Annotated in this window: 17 protein-coding genes; 2 read left to right on the top strand and 15 right to left on the bottom strand. The window is 73.0% G+C overall.

The window, feature by feature from the left end; translation table 11 throughout:
- Positions 1-5: 5 nt before the first annotated feature.
- From IEX42_RS00730 to IEX42_RS00685, 10 genes are all read right to left on the bottom strand, one after another.
- Positions 6-1,319, bottom strand: a complete 1,314-nt coding sequence (locus IEX42_RS00730) for an SAM-dependent methyltransferase (protein WP_229660476.1) — start codon at positions 1,317-1,319, stop codon at positions 6-8.
- A 5-nt stretch (positions 1,320-1,324) separates the two neighbouring features.
- Entirely contained in the window at positions 1,325-2,719 is a 1,395-nt protein-coding gene (locus IEX42_RS00725; RefSeq protein WP_229660475.1) for an FAD-binding oxidoreductase, read from the bottom strand.
- 75 nt (positions 2,720-2,794) lie between these two features.
- Positions 2,795-3,457, bottom strand: coding sequence for a M15 family metallopeptidase (locus tag IEX42_RS00720; protein WP_229660474.1), 663 nt, complete (start codon positions 3,455-3,457; stop codon positions 2,795-2,797).
- Entirely contained in the window at positions 3,457-3,798 is a 342-nt protein-coding gene (locus tag IEX42_RS00715) for a cytidine deaminase-like protein (RefSeq protein WP_188777307.1), read from the bottom strand. Before IEX42_RS00715 ends, IEX42_RS00720 begins: the two co-directional genes overlap by 1 nt.
- 10 nt (positions 3,799-3,808) lie before the next feature.
- Entirely contained in the window at positions 3,809-4,726 is a 918-nt protein-coding gene (locus IEX42_RS00710) for an aminoglycoside phosphotransferase family protein (RefSeq protein ID WP_188777305.1), read from the bottom strand.
- Entirely contained in the window at positions 4,723-6,039 is a 1,317-nt protein-coding gene (locus IEX42_RS00705) for a hemolysin family protein (protein ID WP_188777303.1), read from the bottom strand. Before IEX42_RS00705 ends, IEX42_RS00710 begins: the two co-directional genes overlap by 4 nt.
- A complete protein-coding gene (ybeY, locus tag IEX42_RS00700) occupies positions 6,036-6,491 on the bottom strand; it encodes an rRNA maturation RNase YbeY (RefSeq protein WP_188777301.1) in 456 nt (151 codons plus the stop codon). The genes IEX42_RS00705 and ybeY overlap by 4 nt, the downstream gene beginning before the upstream one ends.
- A 13-nt stretch (positions 6,492-6,504) precedes the next feature.
- Positions 6,505-7,545 carry a PhoH family protein gene (locus tag IEX42_RS00695; protein ID WP_188777299.1) on the bottom strand — a complete coding sequence of 347 codons (1,041 nt, stop codon included), beginning with the start codon at positions 7,543-7,545 and terminating at the stop codon, positions 6,505-6,507.
- A 127-nt stretch (positions 7,546-7,672) separates the two neighbouring features.
- Positions 7,673-8,017 (bottom strand): hypothetical protein, encoded by a 345-nt coding sequence (locus tag IEX42_RS00690; protein ID WP_188777297.1) that lies wholly within the window; start codon positions 8,015-8,017, stop codon positions 7,673-7,675.
- Between the two features lie 49 nt (positions 8,018-8,066).
- A complete protein-coding gene (locus IEX42_RS00685; protein ID WP_188777295.1) occupies positions 8,067-8,420 on the bottom strand; it encodes a histidine triad nucleotide-binding protein in 354 nt (117 codons plus the stop codon).
- A 105-nt stretch (positions 8,421-8,525) separates the two neighbouring features.
- On the opposite strand from IEX42_RS00685, the gene IEX42_RS00680 reads away from it, so the two are divergent.
- Positions 8,526-9,431, top strand: a complete 906-nt coding sequence (locus IEX42_RS00680) for a Gmad2 immunoglobulin-like domain-containing protein (protein ID WP_188777293.1) — start codon at positions 8,526-8,528, stop codon at positions 9,429-9,431.
- Here the strand turns inward: IEX42_RS00680 and IEX42_RS00675 are convergent.
- From IEX42_RS00675 to hrcA, 4 genes are all read right to left on the bottom strand, one after another.
- A complete protein-coding gene (locus IEX42_RS00675) occupies positions 9,424-10,125 on the bottom strand; it encodes a Type 1 glutamine amidotransferase-like domain-containing protein (RefSeq protein ID WP_229660473.1) in 702 nt (233 codons plus the stop codon). The two genes, IEX42_RS00680 and IEX42_RS00675, sit on opposite strands and share 8 nt — an antisense overlap.
- Positions 10,122-10,862: a 16S rRNA (uracil(1498)-N(3))-methyltransferase gene (locus IEX42_RS00670; RefSeq protein ID WP_188777290.1), complete on the bottom strand. Its 741-nt coding sequence runs from the start codon at positions 10,860-10,862 to the stop codon at positions 10,122-10,124. The genes IEX42_RS00675 and IEX42_RS00670 overlap by 4 nt, the downstream gene beginning before the upstream one ends.
- On the bottom strand, positions 10,859-12,016 hold the full coding sequence (dnaJ, locus tag IEX42_RS00665; RefSeq protein WP_188777289.1) for a molecular chaperone DnaJ: 1,158 nt from the start codon (positions 12,014-12,016) through the stop codon (positions 10,859-10,861). The genes IEX42_RS00670 and dnaJ overlap by 4 nt, the downstream gene beginning before the upstream one ends.
- A gap of 69 nt (positions 12,017-12,085) precedes the next feature.
- Positions 12,086-13,126, bottom strand: coding sequence for a heat-inducible transcriptional repressor HrcA (gene hrcA, locus IEX42_RS00660; protein WP_188777288.1), 1,041 nt, complete (start codon positions 13,124-13,126; stop codon positions 12,086-12,088).
- A gap of 90 nt (positions 13,127-13,216) precedes the next feature.
- Here hrcA and IEX42_RS00655 point away from each other — a divergent pair, with 90 nt between their 5' ends.
- Complete coding sequence (locus IEX42_RS00655; protein WP_188777287.1) at positions 13,217-14,101, top strand: MBL fold metallo-hydrolase; 885 nt, start codon at positions 13,217-13,219, stop codon at positions 14,099-14,101.
- Between the two features lie 4 nt (positions 14,102-14,105).
- Here IEX42_RS00655 and IEX42_RS00650 read toward each other — a convergent pair whose 3' ends face one another.
- A complete protein-coding gene (locus IEX42_RS00650; protein WP_188777285.1) occupies positions 14,106-14,804 on the bottom strand; it encodes a PadR family transcriptional regulator in 699 nt (232 codons plus the stop codon).
- Between the last annotated feature and the right edge of the window lie 42 nt (positions 14,805-14,846).

Genomic DNA, 14,846 nt, shown 5'->3' with positions numbered 1-14,846 from the left:
AGAGACTAGGACAGCCAGGTGGGTCGCAGCGGGAAGTCCGCACGACCCGAGGCGTCCGGCTTCACCGCGAGCACCTGGTGCAGCTGGATCTCGTTGATCTCGAAGCCGACCTGCGAGCCGGCCATGTACAAGCCCCACACCCGCGCCGTGCCCTCGCCCACCTCGGCGACGCACTCGTCCCAGTTGTCCTCGAGGTTGCGACACCAGCCGGCGAGCGTCATCGCGTAGTGCTCGCGGAGGTTCTCCTCGTGACGCACCTCGAGCCCGAGGTCCTGCATCGTGGAGATGATCCGTCCGGAGCCGGTGAGCTCCCCGTCGGGGAAGACGTACCGGTCGATGAACGCGCCCGCGCCGCCGTCCGAGCGGTTGTCCGCGCGGGTGATGCAGTGGTTGAGCAGCCGGCCGTGGTCCTTGAGCTTGTCGCGCAGGGCCGTGAAGTACGCGGGGTAGTTCTTGATGCCGATGTGCTCGGTCAGCCCGATCGAGGAGATCGCGTCGAACTCGCCCTCGGGCACGTCGCGGTAGTCCATGAACCGGATCTCGGCGAGGTCCTCGAGCCCCTCGCTCCTGATCCTCGCCTGCCCCCACTCGGCCTGCTGCTCGGAGAGGGTGACGCCGATGGCCTTGACGCCGTACTCCTTGGCGGCGTGGCGGACCATGCCGCCCCAGCCGCAGCCGACGTCGAGCAGCCGCTGGCCGGCCTGCAGACCGAGCTTGCGCGCGACGAGGTCGTACTTGAAGAACTGCGCCTCCTCCAGCGTCGCGGTCTCGCTCGGGAAGCAGGCGCAGGTGTAGGTCATCGACGGGCCGAGGACCAGCTCGTAGAACCGGTTGGAGACGTCGTAGTGGTGGTGGATCGCCTCGGCGTCGCGGGTCATGGAGTGCCGCACGCCCTCCATCAGACGGCGCCAGCGCGGCATCATCTCCTGCGGCGGCGGGGGCGGCGGCACGAGGTTGGACAGCCCGACGTGGCGCAGCATGCGCAGCAGCTCGGCGGGGGGCGGCATCTCGAAGTGGGTGTGCTCCTTGAGCGCGGAGATCGCCGGGTAGGGGTTGCCGGGGTGGGTGCCGGAGATCTGCAGGTCGCCGGCGACGTACGCCCGCGCCAGCCCGAGGTCGCCCGGCGCGGTCAGCAGGTAGCGCAGGCCACGCTCGTTGGCCAGGTGCAGTCCGACCGGGGAGTCCTCCGGGCCGGCGGAGGAGCCGTCGTACGCGGTGAAGCGCAGCGGCATGCCGCCCTTGAGCAGCCGGTCGACCAGGGCGCCGATGGACAGCTGGTCGGAGCCGGTGCTGCGGGGCTCACCGGGTCGGGTCTTCATGTCGGTCATCCGCGTCGTACCGCCTTGTCGTAGAGGGTGGGGAATCGGCCGTCGGGGTCGTAGACGCCCTTGACGGCCTCGAGGTTGGGCCCGCCGTAGAGCCGGTCGAACTCGCTCCGGTCGTAGAAGGCCTCGCTGTAGAGGGACTTGTGGCCGCCGAGAGCGCGCACCTCGCGCTCGATCGCACGGTTGGTCGGCGCCTGCGCCGCCTCGGGACCGACGTGGACGGTGCCCCAGAAACCGGCGTTGACGTAGGTGGTCCCCGCCTCGAGCGGGTACGACGGCCACGCGTGCGCCGGGGTCTCCGGCGTGTCGCGCAGCCGGAGCGGGCACAGCCACACCGGCCGCATGCCCACGGAGTCGTCGAACCACTCCAGGAACTCGGGCAGCCGCTCGACGGGCACCTCGATGTCCTGGATGACCTTCTCGCGCTTCGGCCGCCCGGCCCGGCGGTCGAGGAAGTCGGCGACGCCGTACTTCGTGTCCAGCCCGACCAGCTTGTGGTAGACGTCGCTGCGCTTCCAGCGCCGCGGCCACAGCGCACGGACGACGGGGTTCTTCAGCCCGAACGCACCCGAGCACCAGAACCAGTCGGTGTCCCAGCGCCACAGGTAGTCGTAGGCGGTCAGCAGGTCGGTCTCGCGGTGCTGCAGCGACTGGTAGAAGATCCGGTCCCTGGTGTAGTCCGAGGTCTGTGCGCCGGGCGCCGGCTCCTCGCGCCAGCGGGCGAGCGTGAGGTACGCCTCGCCCGGCTCGAAGAAGACGCCGTCCAGGCCGTCGACGCGCCGGCCGTCGTACTCCCTCGTGTCGACGATCTCCCCGATCGTCTTGGCCAGCAGGCCCATGTCGTCGAAGCGGAGGTGCTGCAGCTCGACCAGCGGCGCGATCGGCTCGAGCTCGATGCGGAGCCTGGTCGCGTAGCCGAGCGAGCCGTACGAGTTGGGGAACGTCGCGAACAGCTGCGCGTGCTCGTTGTCGGGCGTGGCGGTGACCACCTCGCCCGCGCCGGTGAAGACGTCCATCTCCAGGACCGACTCGTGCGGCAGCCCGTTGCGGAACGACGTCGACTCGATCCCCATGCCGGTGACCGCGCCGCCGAGGGTGATCGTGCGCAGCTGCGGCACCACCAGCGGGATCAGCCCGTGCTGGAGGGTCGCGTCGACGAGGTCCTCGTAGGTGCACATGCCCTGGACGTCGGCCGTGCGAGCCTGCGGGTCGACGGAGATCACACCCGTCAGGCCGCTGACGTCGAGCCCCGGGGTCTGCACCGCGTCGCGGGGCCGGAAGAGGTTCGACGTCCGCTTCGCGAGGCGTACCCGCTGGCCCGGAGCGATGGCGTCGTACGACGCCTTGAGCCTTGCGACGGCCTGCTCGTGCCGCTCCCGTCCCACCTCTGCCACAGCCAGCCAGCGTAGACCTGCCCGCCGACGGCATCCACACGGGTCGTGCGCCTGAGATGACCCCAGGGCATCACCTCAGGCACACGACCCGACGGGACCGTAGATCGCCTCGGGCGCGCCGGTGACCAGCGCCCAGTAGCGGTCGCCGTACGACCAGTGCCACCACTCGGTCGGGTAGTTGACCAGGCCGGCTCCGCCCAGTGCCGCCGCCAGGACCTCGCGGTGGCGCCGACCGGTCTCGGAGATGCTGGTCGCCGCGAAGTAGCAGGCGCCGCCGCTCTCCTCGGGCGTCGCGTCGACCTCGGTGCCCATGTCCAGCCGGGTCCCGGACTCGTCGACGAGGGTCAGGTCGACGGCCGCGCCCGAGACGTGGGGTGCGACGGCGGGCGGCGAGACGTACTGGCTGGCGGCCATGAACACGTCGTGGTCCGACAGCGAGGGGTCGGCGTCGGCCAGACGGCGCCGGTGACGGTCGAACGCGGCCTCCTGGACGGCGAAGGGCCGGTAGCCCTCGATGATCAGCAGCCCGTACGGCTCGGGCAGGAGCCGGCGTGCCTGGCCGAGACGCTCCGCGACGCCCGCGCGGAGGAGGAAGTAGTCCGGGTGGCGCTGGCTCTTGTCGGGATGCACGTGCAGGCCCAGGTCGCGCACGTCGACCAGCGGCTCGCCGTTGTCGACGGCGGCCAGCGAGGTGACGCGCGGGTCGCCCATGAGGACCACACCGGGTGGGACCGGCATCAGGTCGCGGTGGTCTCGCGCACGTCGCCCTTGGGGTCGCCGCGGTGGACCGGCACACCGTCGCCGCCGAAGTCCCGGACCGCCGCCACGTCGGACTCGGCCACCGCGCCGGCATCGGTGAGCACGACGACGGACTCCAGACCCTTGCTCCCCGAGGCGACGGCCATCGCGACGGCGACGCCGACCGCGCTGACCTGCAGGGAGGGGAGGTCGACGGTCGCGGCGGCGTACGTCCGCCCGTCGGAGTCGCGCACCGCGGCGCCCTCGGCGGCCTGGGTACGGCCGCGCGTCGCGCGGGCCAGCGTGACCAGCTTGCGGTCCTCGGGGTCCTCGAGATCCATGCAGCTCAGCCTAGGGGACCAGCAGCGCGGCGCTCCTCAGGAACGGCAGCCCGACCGCCGGGGAGCCCAGCGCGCACACGAACAGCCCGGTCGAGACACGCTCCACGAACGCCCACGCCGCGACCCGAGCCGGATCGGCGCCGGCCTGGTCCGCCACCAGCGCCACCCACCCGCGGTGCAGATCCGCAGCGGACGGGTGCTCCAGCAGCCGCCGGCTGTGGTCGCGCAGCACCACGCCGAGGTCGTACGCCGGCTCGACGACCAGACCGTCGGGGTCCACGAAGGCCCAGCCACCGCCGGGGCGGCGCAGCAGGTTGCCGGGGTGGGCGTCGCCGTGGGCGAGGACACCGGCCGCCGGGTCGTACGCCGCCGACAGCGCCCGGGCCACCTCACCGGCTGCGTCGACGGTGCGGCGCACCTCGTCCGCCACCGCGGGTGCCACCAGCGCGACATGGCGCTCGAGGTCGGCCGCCAGCAGGGCCGCCTTGTCGACGGGCCGACGGCCGACCACCAGGCCGGCGGGCACCTGCCAGGCCCGACGCAGGGTCGTGACGAGGGCGCCGAACGCGTCCTCCGGTGAGGCGCCGGACCGCTCGAGCGGCTGTCCCAGCGCCTCCATCAGCAGCGCGTCGGGCTCCACCTCGTAGAGCCGTGCGTAGCCCGTTCCGTCGGCGGCGGCGAGCACCGGCGCCTCGTCGGCGAGGTCGGGGTCGGGCACCAGCACCTTGAGCACACGGGGGGCGCCGTCCCGGGTGCGCGCCGCGACGACGTACGACGCCGACCCGCCCGCCAGCGGACGACCCAGCTCGAGCCCCCACTGCTCGCACAGGTCCTCGAGGCGACCCGGCAGCCGCTCGGCCCAGTCCGCTCCCCGTGCTCCGAGCCGGGCGACCCGTGCTCGTACCAGCGGCTGGAGCCGCACGCTCACCGGGTCGGCTCGGGCACCTCGACGACGGCCGGTGCCCGGCTGATGAGGACCGAGCCGATCCGGTTGCGCCGCCCGGACGTGGACTCGGCCTCGAGGCGCAGACCGGCGATGTCGACCCGCGACCCGGGCAGCGGGACCTTCCCCAGGTGCTTGGCCATCAGGCCACCGACCGAGTCGATCTCGTCGTCGACGATGCGGATCCCGACGAGGTCCTCCAGGTCGTCGACCGGGAACCGCGACGACACCCGGAACAACCCCTCGGGCAGCTCCTCGACGTCCTGGCCGGCCGCGTCGTGCTCGTCGGCGATCTCGCCGACGATCTCCTCGAGGATGTCCTCGATGGTGACCAGACCGGCGGTGCCGCCGTACTCGTCGACGACCATAGCGATGTGCCTGCGGTCGGCCTGCATCTCGCGCAGCAGGTCGTCGGCCGGCTTGCTGTCCGGCACGTGCAGGACCGGGCGCATCACCGACTCGACGGGATCCTTGCGGGCGTCGTTGCGGTCGAAGAGCCGCTGGCTGATGTCCTTGAGGTAGGCGAAGCCGACGACCTCGTCGAGGTCCTCCCCGATCACGGGGAGCCGGGAGTAGCCGCTGCGCAGCAGCAGGGACATCGTCTGGCGCAGGGTCTTGTGCCGCTCCACGAAGACGACGTCGGTCCGCGGCACCATCACCTCCCTGGCGATGGTGTCGCCGAGCTCGAAGACGGAGTGGATCATCGCCCGCTCCTCGCCCTCGATCAGCTGCGAGGCCTCGGCCAGGTCGACCAGCTCGCGCAGCTCGGCCTCGGAGGCGAACGGGCCCTCGCTGAACCCGCGGCCCGGCGTGATCGCGTTGCCGACCAGGATCAGCAGGCGCGGCCCGGGACCGAGCACCCTCGTCAGCACACGCAGCGGCCCGGCCGAGAGCAGGGCCACCCGTTCGGCGTGCTGGCGTCCCAGGGTCCGCGGAGCCACCCCGATCAGGACGAAGGAGACCACCAGCATCACCGCGATGGCGACCAGGATCGAGGGCCAGCGTCGGGTCAGGACCGTCGAGGTGTCCGAGCCCCCGAGCGTGTCGAGCACCAGCACCGTCGCGAGCACGATGGCGCTGATCTCGGCCAGCAGGCGCAGCAGCAGCGTCGTCGACAGCACACGAGGGGGGTCCTCGGTCACGGCGAGGAGGGCACGAGCGCCCGGCCGCTGCTCGGCCACCAGCTCCTCCGCCCGTGCGCGGGAGAACGCCGAGAGTGCGGCCTCCGCGCTGCTGAGCAGACCCGCCACGACCACGAGAGCCGCGGCCACCACGACCAGGAGGAGGTCGAGGCTCACCCGGGCTCCCCCTGCCACTCGGCCAGCAGGCGGGCCTGCAGACCGAACATCTCCGCGTGCTCCTCCGGCTCGGCGTGGTCGTAGCCGAGCAGGTGGAGGATGCCGTGCACGGTCAGCAGGTCCAGCTCGTCGACGACGCCGTGCCCGGCGGTCTCCGCCTGGGCCGCAGCGACCACCGGACAGAGCACGAGGTCGCCGAGGACACCCTCCTCGGGGTCCTCGTTGACCTGCCCGGGCCGCAGCTCGTCCATCGGGAAGGCCAGCACGTCGGTCGGGCCCTCCTTGTCCATCCACTTCGCGTTGAGCTCCGCGATGGTGTCCTCGTCGACGGCGGTGACGCACAGCTCGGCCTGCGGGTGCACCCGCATCCGGTCCATCACGAACCGTGAGAGCCGCTGGGTCCGCCCGACGTCGACGCCGTGACCGGACTCGTCGAGCACCTCGATGCTCACGTCGGACTCCTCCTCAGCCACGGGGGCCCGCAGGGCCGGGGCGCTGGCGGGCCTGCTGCTCGGCGTCGTGGGCGTCGTAGGCCGCCACGATCTCGGCGACCAGCCGGTGGCGTACGACGTCGTTGGCGGTCAGCCGGTTGAACGAGAGGTCCTTGATCCCGTCGAGGATGTCCTCGACCACCCGCAGGCCCGACCGCACGCCGCTGGGGAGGTCGACCTGCGTGACGTCGCCGGTGACCACGATCTTGGACCCGAAGCCCAGCCGGGTCAGGAACATCTTCATCTGCTCCGGCGAGGTGTTCTGCGCCTCGTCGAGGATGATGAAGGCGTCGTTGAGGCTGCGACCGCGCATGTACGCCAGCGGTGCGACCTCGATGGTCCCCGCGGCCATCAGCTTCGGGATCGTCTCGGGGTCGAGCATGTCGTGCAGCGCGTCGTAGAGCGGCCGGAGGTACGGGTCGATCTTCTCCGACAGCGTCCCGGGCAGGTAGCCGAGGCTCTCGCCGGCCTCGACCGCGGGCCGGGTCAGGATGATCCGGTTGACCTGCTTGTTCTGCAGCGCCTGGACCGCCTTGGCCATGGCGAGGTACGTCTTGCCCGTCCCGGCCGGCCCGATCCCGAACACGACCGTGTGCTTGTCGATCGCGTCGACGTACCGCTTCTGGTTCAGCGTCTTGGGACGGATCGTCCGGCCCCGGTTCGACAGGATGTTGAGGCTGAGGACGTCGGCGGGCCGCTCGGTCGTCTCGGCGCGCAGCATCCCGATGGCGCGCTCGACGGTCTCGGTGGTGACCGCCTGGCCGGTGCGCAGGATGGTGACGAGCTCCTCGAGGAGACGCTCCACGAGCGCCGCCTCGGGCGGCTCGCCGGTCAGCGTGATCCGGTTGCCGCGGACGTGGACGTCGAGGTCGAAGGACTGCTCGATCAGGCGGAGGTGCTCGTCGCCCGGTCCGAGCAGCGCCACCATGTCGATGCTGTTCGGCACCGTGACCACGTGTCCCGGTGCGGGGACGGTGGAGCGTGGCGTGTCGGTGCGGTCGTGGTGCTGGGTCATGGATGCCCGGTGGGGCCCTCTCGGTGCGGGATCGCGGCGCACCCATCGTAGGTGAGCCACCAGGAGTGGTCACCCGTGAAACCACGGGGAGACGCCGGCGCATTCCACCGCCCGGGCGAGGGGCCGATCAGCGTCCCGGCAGCGCGACGAGGAAGCCGCCGAACTCGGTGATGATCCTCAGGCCCGTGAGCAGCAGCGGCAGGGTGAGCACGGCCAGCGCGACCCAGGCGACGACCTTGTGCGACCGCTTGTCCCCCCGCAGGTGCGCGAAGAAGGCCACCTGCGACCCCTCGACGGTGTTGCGGTCCAGCCCGATCCGGGCGGCCTCGGGGGTGCCGAACGGCGTCCCCGGTCCCCAGCGGGCCGGTGTCGGGTCGCCGTCCTCGAACCACACGCCCGGCGCGGACTCGCCCGCGACGTAGCGGTAGCGCTCCCAGTCCGCACCCGGGTCCTGCTCGCGACCATGGGTCATGACCCCATCGTGCCTCACCGCGGGCCGACGCGCGCGCCTTCGTCTCGACTCAGCCGGGCGGCCAGCCCAGCTCGCGACCACCGAGCAGGTGCAGGTGCACGTGGAAGACGCTCTGGCCGGCCGCCTCGCCGGTGTTGAGGACCAGGCGGTACGCCTCCCCCAGCCCCTCGTCCGCGGCGACCTCGTGCGCGGTGCGTACCAGCGCGGCGAGGGTCTCCGGCTCGTCCTGGGCCAGCGCCGCGGCGTGGGGGTGGTGGTTGCGCGGCACCACCAGCACGTGGGTCGGCGCCTGTGGCGACACGTCGCGGAAGGCGACGGTGGACTCGGTCGTGCGGAGCACCTCGGCGGGGACCTCCCCGGCGACGATCCGGCAGAACAGGCACTCGCTCCGTGGCTCGCTCACCGGTTCACCGTAGCCCCGCGTACGAGCCTCGACCGGCGCAGCGGTCGAGGAGGAGGCCGAGCGGGTCCGCGCGTTGCTCCGCGTCCCGGCCGAGCAGGTGGAAGCATGAGACGCGTGGGACACAACCGGACTGCCGTGGTCGTGATCAGCCTGATCGTGCTGGTCGTCGCACTCGTGGTGGGCGTACGACTGGCCACGAGCGGCTCCGAGGAGCCCGCCGCGGACACGACCCCCTCCACGTCGCCGACCCCGACGCCCAGCAGCGCGCAGACCACGGACGTGGTCGTCCCGGTGTACTTCCTCGGCGCGAGCGCGGCGGGGCAGCGCCTGTTCCGGACCTCCCAGCGCTACGAGGCACCTGCCGACACCGCGACCTCTGTGGAAGGACGGTTGCAGGCGGCGGTGGCGGGCGCGGTCGCCGGCGACTCGACCGACTCCTCACGCACCTCGGCGTTCCCCGACGAGACGCAGGCGAAGGTCACCCGCGAGAACGGGGACGTCACCGTCGACCTGACCGGCACCGACCTCGAGGCCAGCGGTGACAGCGGCACACCCGAGGCCGGCGCCCTCGCGCTGCAGTCGGTGGTCTGGACGGTCGACGCCGTGCTGGGCGAGGACACACCCGTCACCTTCACGGTCGGCGGCGCCGCCGTCGACAGCGTGCTCGGGGCCGACACCTCGACCGCCGTGACGAAAGGCGACGAGCTGAGCACCCTCGGCCTGGTGCAGGTCGACTCCCCCGGACCGGACGCCGTCTCCTCGCCGTTCACGGTGTCGGGCCGGGCGGCGGCCAACGAGGCCGCACTGACCTGGCGGCTGGAGTCGCAGGACGGGAGCGTCGTCCAGCAGGGCACCGCGACGACGCAGGAGTGCTGCACGTTCTCGCCGTACACCTTCGAGGTGACGGCGCCACCGGGCCGCTACACGCTCAGCGTCAGCGACGGGGACGCCTCGGGCGGTGGCGAGGGCGGCGGCCCGACGACCGACTCGCGCACGGTCACCGTCAGCTGAGGACCCGCACCTCGAGCGGCTCCTCGACCGCCGCACCCTCGTGCGCGGAGACCCGGAATGCCCGGGCGCCCGGTCGCGAGGACACCACCTCGACCAGCCGCTCGTCCTCGAACGAGAACGCGACGTCGTCGTCGCCTGCCACGCCGGCCGGGAAGCCGCCCGCGACCAGGGAGGTGTACGCCGGCTGCCGGCTCGCCTCGCCGTCGTAGTGCGGGCAGCAGGAGCCGGGCAGGATGCCCAGCCCGTCCGGCAGCGGCCGACTCGTGTCGACGAGGAAGGAGTCGGTGACCGACGCCTCGAACCAGCAGTTCATCCCCGCACTGACACCGGCGAGGACGGTGCCCGCGTCGTACGCCGAGCGCAGGGCGGTGTCGACCCCGTGCAGCCGCCAGACCGCGAGCAGGTTGGCGGTGCTCCCCCCACCGACGTAGACCACGTCCTGGGCCGCGAGGAACGCCTCGATGTCGTCGACCTCCCGCGGGAACAGCGTCAGCACGCTGGCCTCGGCCCGCTCGGGCGGGAAGGAGTCGTGGAACAGCTCGATCACCGAGTCGGCATCGCCGGACGCCGTGGGGACCAGGCAGATCCTGGGCCGCTCACGCCCGGTCAGCGAGAGCAGGTGCGCGTCCAGCGCCGAGCCGCGGTCGCCGGCCATCCAGCCGCCGCCGGCGTACGCCAGCACCCGCCGGGTCACGACCACCGCCGGGTGCGGGCGAGCAGCGCCGCCACGGCCGCGACGCCCGCCGTGGACGTACGCAGCACCGAGGACCCCAGGCGTACCGGCTCGGCGCCGACGGCGGCGAACGCGGCGAGCTCGGCCTCGGAGATGCCGCCCTCGGGACCGACCACGACCACGATCGAGCCACGGCCGGGGATGGGCAGGTTGCCGATCGGACCCGAGGCCGCCTCGTGCAGCACCACCGGCACCGACGCCTGCTCGAGCAGCTCGGCCACCCGGGTCGTGTCGGCCTGCTCCGTGACCTCGGGGACGAACGCGCGGCGCGCCTGCTTGGCCGCCTCGCGCGCCGTCGCCCGCCAGCGGGCCAGCGACCTCTCGGCACGCTCGGGTCGCCAGACGCCGACGCACCGCTCGGCGGCCCACGGGACGATCACGTCGGCGCCGACCTCGGTGAGCACCTCGACGGCGAGGTCGGCCCGCTCACCCTTGGGGATCGCCTGGACGACCGTCACCCGCGGCTCCTCGGCAGGAAGCTGCTCGACCGTCTCGACCCGCGCCGTGAGGTCCTTCTTGCCGGTCGCGGTCACGGCGACCTCGGCGGTGCCGCCGGTGCCGTCGACCAGCTGCAGGCGCTCGCCCTCGCGGACGCGGCGCACCACGACGGCGTGCCGGCCCTCGTCGCCGTCGAGGGTGACCTCGTCGCCGACCGCGAGGCCGGCGACGCCCGGGTGGAGGAACGTCGGCAGGCTCACTTGAACAGCCTGCCGAAGAACGACTTGTGCGCGGCCTCGACGCGACCGTCCGGCGACTCCTCGTCGCGGGCCTTGGCCAGCTCCCGCAGCAGGTCGCGCTGCTGGTCGTCGAGCCGTTGCGGCGTCTCCACCACGACGGTCACGACGAGGTTGCCGCGTCCGGTGCCGCGCAGGCTCGGCACGCCACGCCCGCGGACGACGTGCTCGGCGCCGGACTGCGTCCCGGCGCGCACGTCGAGCTCGTGGGAGACCTCGAGCTCGGGGTCCGAGGACTCCAGGTCGGCCTCGAGCAGCGGCAGGGTCAGCGTGGTGCCCAGCGCCGCCGCGGTCATCGGGACGGTGACGTGGCACAGCAGGTCGGCCCCCTGGCGCGTGAACACGTCGTGCGAGCGGACGGCGATCTCGACGTACAGGTCACCGGCGGGCCCGCCGCCGGGTCCGACCTCGCCCTCCTCGGAGAGCTGGACCCGGGTGCCGGTGTCGACGCCGGCCGGGATCTTCACCGTCAGCGCGCGGCGCGAGCGGACCCGGCCGTCGCCGGCGCACTCGCGGCAGGGGTCCGGGATCAGCTCGCCGTACCCGCGGCAGGCCGCGCACGGCCGCAGCGTGCGGACCTCGCCCAGGAACGAGCGCTGCACCTGCTGCACCTCGCCGTGGCCGTGGCACGTCTCGCACACGACCGGGGTGCTGCCCGGCGCGGCGCCGGACCCCTCGCAGGTCGAGCAGGTGACCGCGGTGTCGACCTTCAGCTCGCGGGTGGTGCCGAAGGCCGCCTCGGCCAGGCTGACGTCGAGACGGACCAGCGCGTCCTGGCCGCGCCGGACCCGGCTGCGCGGGCCGCGCCCACCGCCGGCTCCCCCGGCGGCACCGCCGAAGAACGCGTCCATGATGTCGGTGAAGGAGAAGCCCTGCCCGGCCGCTCCCCCGGCACCGAAGCCGCCCTGGCCGAAGGGGTCGCCGCCGAGGTCGAAGGTGCGCCGCTTGTCGGGGTCGGAGAGCACCTCGTACGCCGCGGAGACCTCCTTGAACTTCTCCTGCGACGACGGGTCGGGGTTGACGTCGGGGTGGTACTGGCGCGCCAGCCGGCGGTAGGCCTTCTTGATCGTGTCGGCGTCGGCCTCACGGTCGACGCCCAGGGTGGCGTAGGGGTCCATCGGTTCCTTCGGTCGTTCGTACGACGGTGCGTGTGCGGGCGTCTGTGGGTGGGCGTGGAGCGAGGTCGCTCAGGACTCGTCGAGGATGGCGGAGACGTAGCGCGCAACAGCGCGGACCGCCGCCATCGTTCCCGGGTAGTCCATGCGGGTGGGTCCGACGATGCCCAGCGCGGCGAGCGCGGCGCTGCCGTCCGCGCCCGGGCCGTAGCCGCTGGCCACCACGGAGGTGGACGAGAGCTCCTGCAGCGGCCCCTCGGCTCCGATGCGGACGGTGAGGTCGCCGCTCGAGCCGGTCTCGCCGAGCAGCTTGAGCAGCACCACGTGCTCCTCCAGCGCCTCCAGCAGCGGCTTCAGAGAGGTGTCGAACGCGTCCCCGAAGCGGGTGAGGTTGGCCGTGCCGCCGACCACCACGCGCTCGTCCGAGCGGTGGTCGGAGATCGCGTCGGCCAGCACCCCCGCCGCCCGGGTCACCAGGGCCGCACGCTCCCCGGGCACCCGGGACGCGAGGTCGGCCAAGGCGTCCCCGGCGGCGACCACGGAGGCTCCGACCGTCGCGCGCTGGAGGTCGGCGCGGACCGCGGACACGGTCTCGGCGTCCGGCACCGCGTCGCCGGGGTCGAGGTCGACGAGCCGCTGCTCGACCCGCCCCGTGCTGAGGATCAGCACCAGCAGCAGCCGCGCCGGCGCGAGCGAGACCAGCTCGACGTGTCGCACGGTCGACCCGGAGAGGACGGGGTACTGCACGATCGCGACCTGGTGGGTCAGCTGGGCCAGCAGGCGCACGCTGCGCTGGACGACGTCGTCGAGGTCGACCGCGCCGTCGAGGAAGGCCGCGATCGCCCGGCGCTCGGCCGCGGACATCGGCTTGACCTGGGACAGCCGGTCCACGAAGACCCGGTAGCCGGCGTCGGTCGGCACCCGCCCCGCCGACGTGTGCGGCTGGGCGATCAGGCCCTCCTCCTCGAGGACGGCCATGTCGTTGCGGATGGTGGCCGGCGAGACGCCGAGGCTGTGTCGCTCGACCAGCGTCTTGGAGCCGACCGGCTCCTTGGTGGCGACGTAGTCCTGCACGATCGCGCGGAGCACGGCCAGGCGACGTTCCTCCTGCACGAGGTCCTCCTTCGCGTCCCTGCGTCTGGCACTCCCTGGTCTCGAGTGCCAAGCCTACTCGGGAACGCCTCCGGGACTACGCTCGCCGGGATGAGACACGCGCCGCACCAGCCCGAGCCGGACGTGGGGTTCGTCGAGGTGGCCGACCGCGTGTGGGTCAGCCGGCGCGGCTGGTACGACGTCAACCTCACCGCCGTCGGCGGCGAGCGGGGAACGGTGCTGATCGACACGCACGGCAGCGAGGCGGCCGGGCGTGCCGTGCTCGACGACCTGGCCGCGCAGGGCATCGGGCCTGTCGTGGCAGTGGTCAACACCCACGCCCACCACGACCACGTCCTCGGCAACGCGGCGCTGCGGTCGTCGTACCCGGACGTACCGGTGATCGCCCACGAGGCGGCGCTCGCCGAGATCGAGGAGTGGGACCGCGACCCGGCGGGCCTGCCCCTCGACGCCCCTCGCCGCGAGGAGGTGCTCGCGTCCAGGGTCACCGTGCCGGACACGACCTTCTCGTCGGTCCACGTGATCGACCTCGGCGACCGCGCGGTCGAGCTGGTGCACCCCGGTCCGGCACACACCGGCGGTGACCTGGTGGCGCGGGTGACCGACCCAGCGGGCACCGCGGACGTCCTCGTGGTCGGCGACCTGGTCGAGGAGTCCGACGTGCCGTCGTACGGCCCCGACTCCCACCCGCTGTCCTGGCCGCTCGCGCTGGACCTGGTGATCGGCCTGACCGGTCCCGACACCGTCGTGGTGCCGGGGCACGGCCGCCTGGTGGGCAGGGAGCTCGTCGAGGAGCAGCGCAACGACATCGGCACGGTGGCCGAGACCGTCCGCGACCTCGTGGACCGCGGGGTGCCGCTCGACGACGCGCTCGGCGCCGCCTCGTGGCCCTACCCGGCCGAGCGGCTGGCGCACGCCGTGGCGCGGGGGTACGACGCACTCCCCCGCGCCCGGCGCAGGCTGCCCCTCGTGTGAGGGGTCAGCGCGGGTCGCCCTCGGCGAGGATTGTGTAGATCCGCTTGCGCGTGTCGGCCAGGATCTCGACGGCCTGCTCGACCTGCGCCGGGCTGCCGGTGGCCGCGACCTGCCAGACGGCGGCCATCGTCTCGCCGACCGCCTTCTTCAGGTCCTTGCGGCCGGAGCCCTCGGTGTCGCCCTCTGCGAACGGCGCCCAGACGGCGGCGAGCTCGTCGGCGTGCTCGGAGACGTAGGTGCGGCCCTCGTCGGTGAGCAGCAGGACCTTGCGGCCACCGCTCTCCTCGGTACGGACCAGACCCTCGTCCTCGAGCTGCTGGACGGTCGGGTAGACCGAGCCCGGGCTCGGCTTCCAGGCCTCGTCGGTGCGCTCGGCGATCGCCTGGATCACCTGGTAGCCGTTCAACGACTCCTGCGCCGCGTCCTGCGAGGCCAGCACGTCGAGGATCGCGGCGCGGACGTCGCCACGGCGACGTCGTCCGGCCCCGGGTCCGCCGGGGCCGCGCCCCCCGAACCCCGGGAACCCGCCAGGGAATCCCCCCGGGCCTCCGAAGCCGGCCCAGGGCGGTCCGCCGAAGCCACCGCGGGCGCGGCGGTCGCCGCGGCGCGGGCCGGCGAGGTCGGGGGTGTCGTGCACGGCGGTGTCGAAGCCGCGACGCAGGTCCTCGACCTGCTCGCGGGTGAAGTGGTGGTGGCGTCCCATGGTGGGACCTCCTTCTGTGTCGTGAGCGTGGAGCGAGGCTTC

This window comes from Marmoricola endophyticus, assembly GCF_014644415.1.
GTDB lineage: Bacteria > Actinomycetota > Actinomycetes > Propionibacteriales > Nocardioidaceae > Marmoricola > Marmoricola endophyticus.
Note: the sequence above shows the minus strand (reverse complement) of the source record. Positions and strands in the feature narration are given on the sequence as shown.

Bases quoted from the DNA above. Each gene is read 5' to 3' on its own strand.
- IEX42_RS00730 (WP_229660476.1), bottom strand. From the start codon at position 1,319: ATGAAGACCCGACCCGGTGAGCCCCGCAGCACCGGCTCCGACCAGCTG.
- IEX42_RS00720 (WP_229660474.1), bottom strand. From the start codon at position 3,457: ATGCCGGTCCCACCCGGTGTGGTCCTCATGGGCGACCCGCGCGTCACC.
- IEX42_RS00715 (WP_188777307.1), bottom strand. From the start codon at position 3,798: ATGGATCTCGAGGACCCCGAGGACCGCAAGCTGGTCACGCTGGCCCGC.
- IEX42_RS00695 (WP_188777299.1), bottom strand. From the start codon at position 7,545: ATGACCCAGCACCACGACCGCACCGACACGCCACGCTCCACCGTCCCC.
- IEX42_RS00690 (WP_188777297.1), bottom strand. From the start codon at position 8,017: ATGACCCATGGTCGCGAGCAGGACCCGGGTGCGGACTGGGAGCGCTAC.
- IEX42_RS00680 (WP_188777293.1), top strand. From the start codon at position 8,526: ATGAGACGCGTGGGACACAACCGGACTGCCGTGGTCGTGATCAGCCTG.
- dnaJ (WP_188777289.1), bottom strand. From the start codon at position 12,016: ATGGACCCCTACGCCACCCTGGGCGTCGACCGTGAGGCCGACGCCGAC.
- IEX42_RS00655 (WP_188777287.1), top strand. From the start codon at position 13,217: ATGAGACACGCGCCGCACCAGCCCGAGCCGGACGTGGGGTTCGTCGAG.
- IEX42_RS00650 (WP_188777285.1), bottom strand. From the start codon at position 14,804: ATGGGACGCCACCACCACTTCACCCGCGAGCAGGTCGAGGACCTGCGT.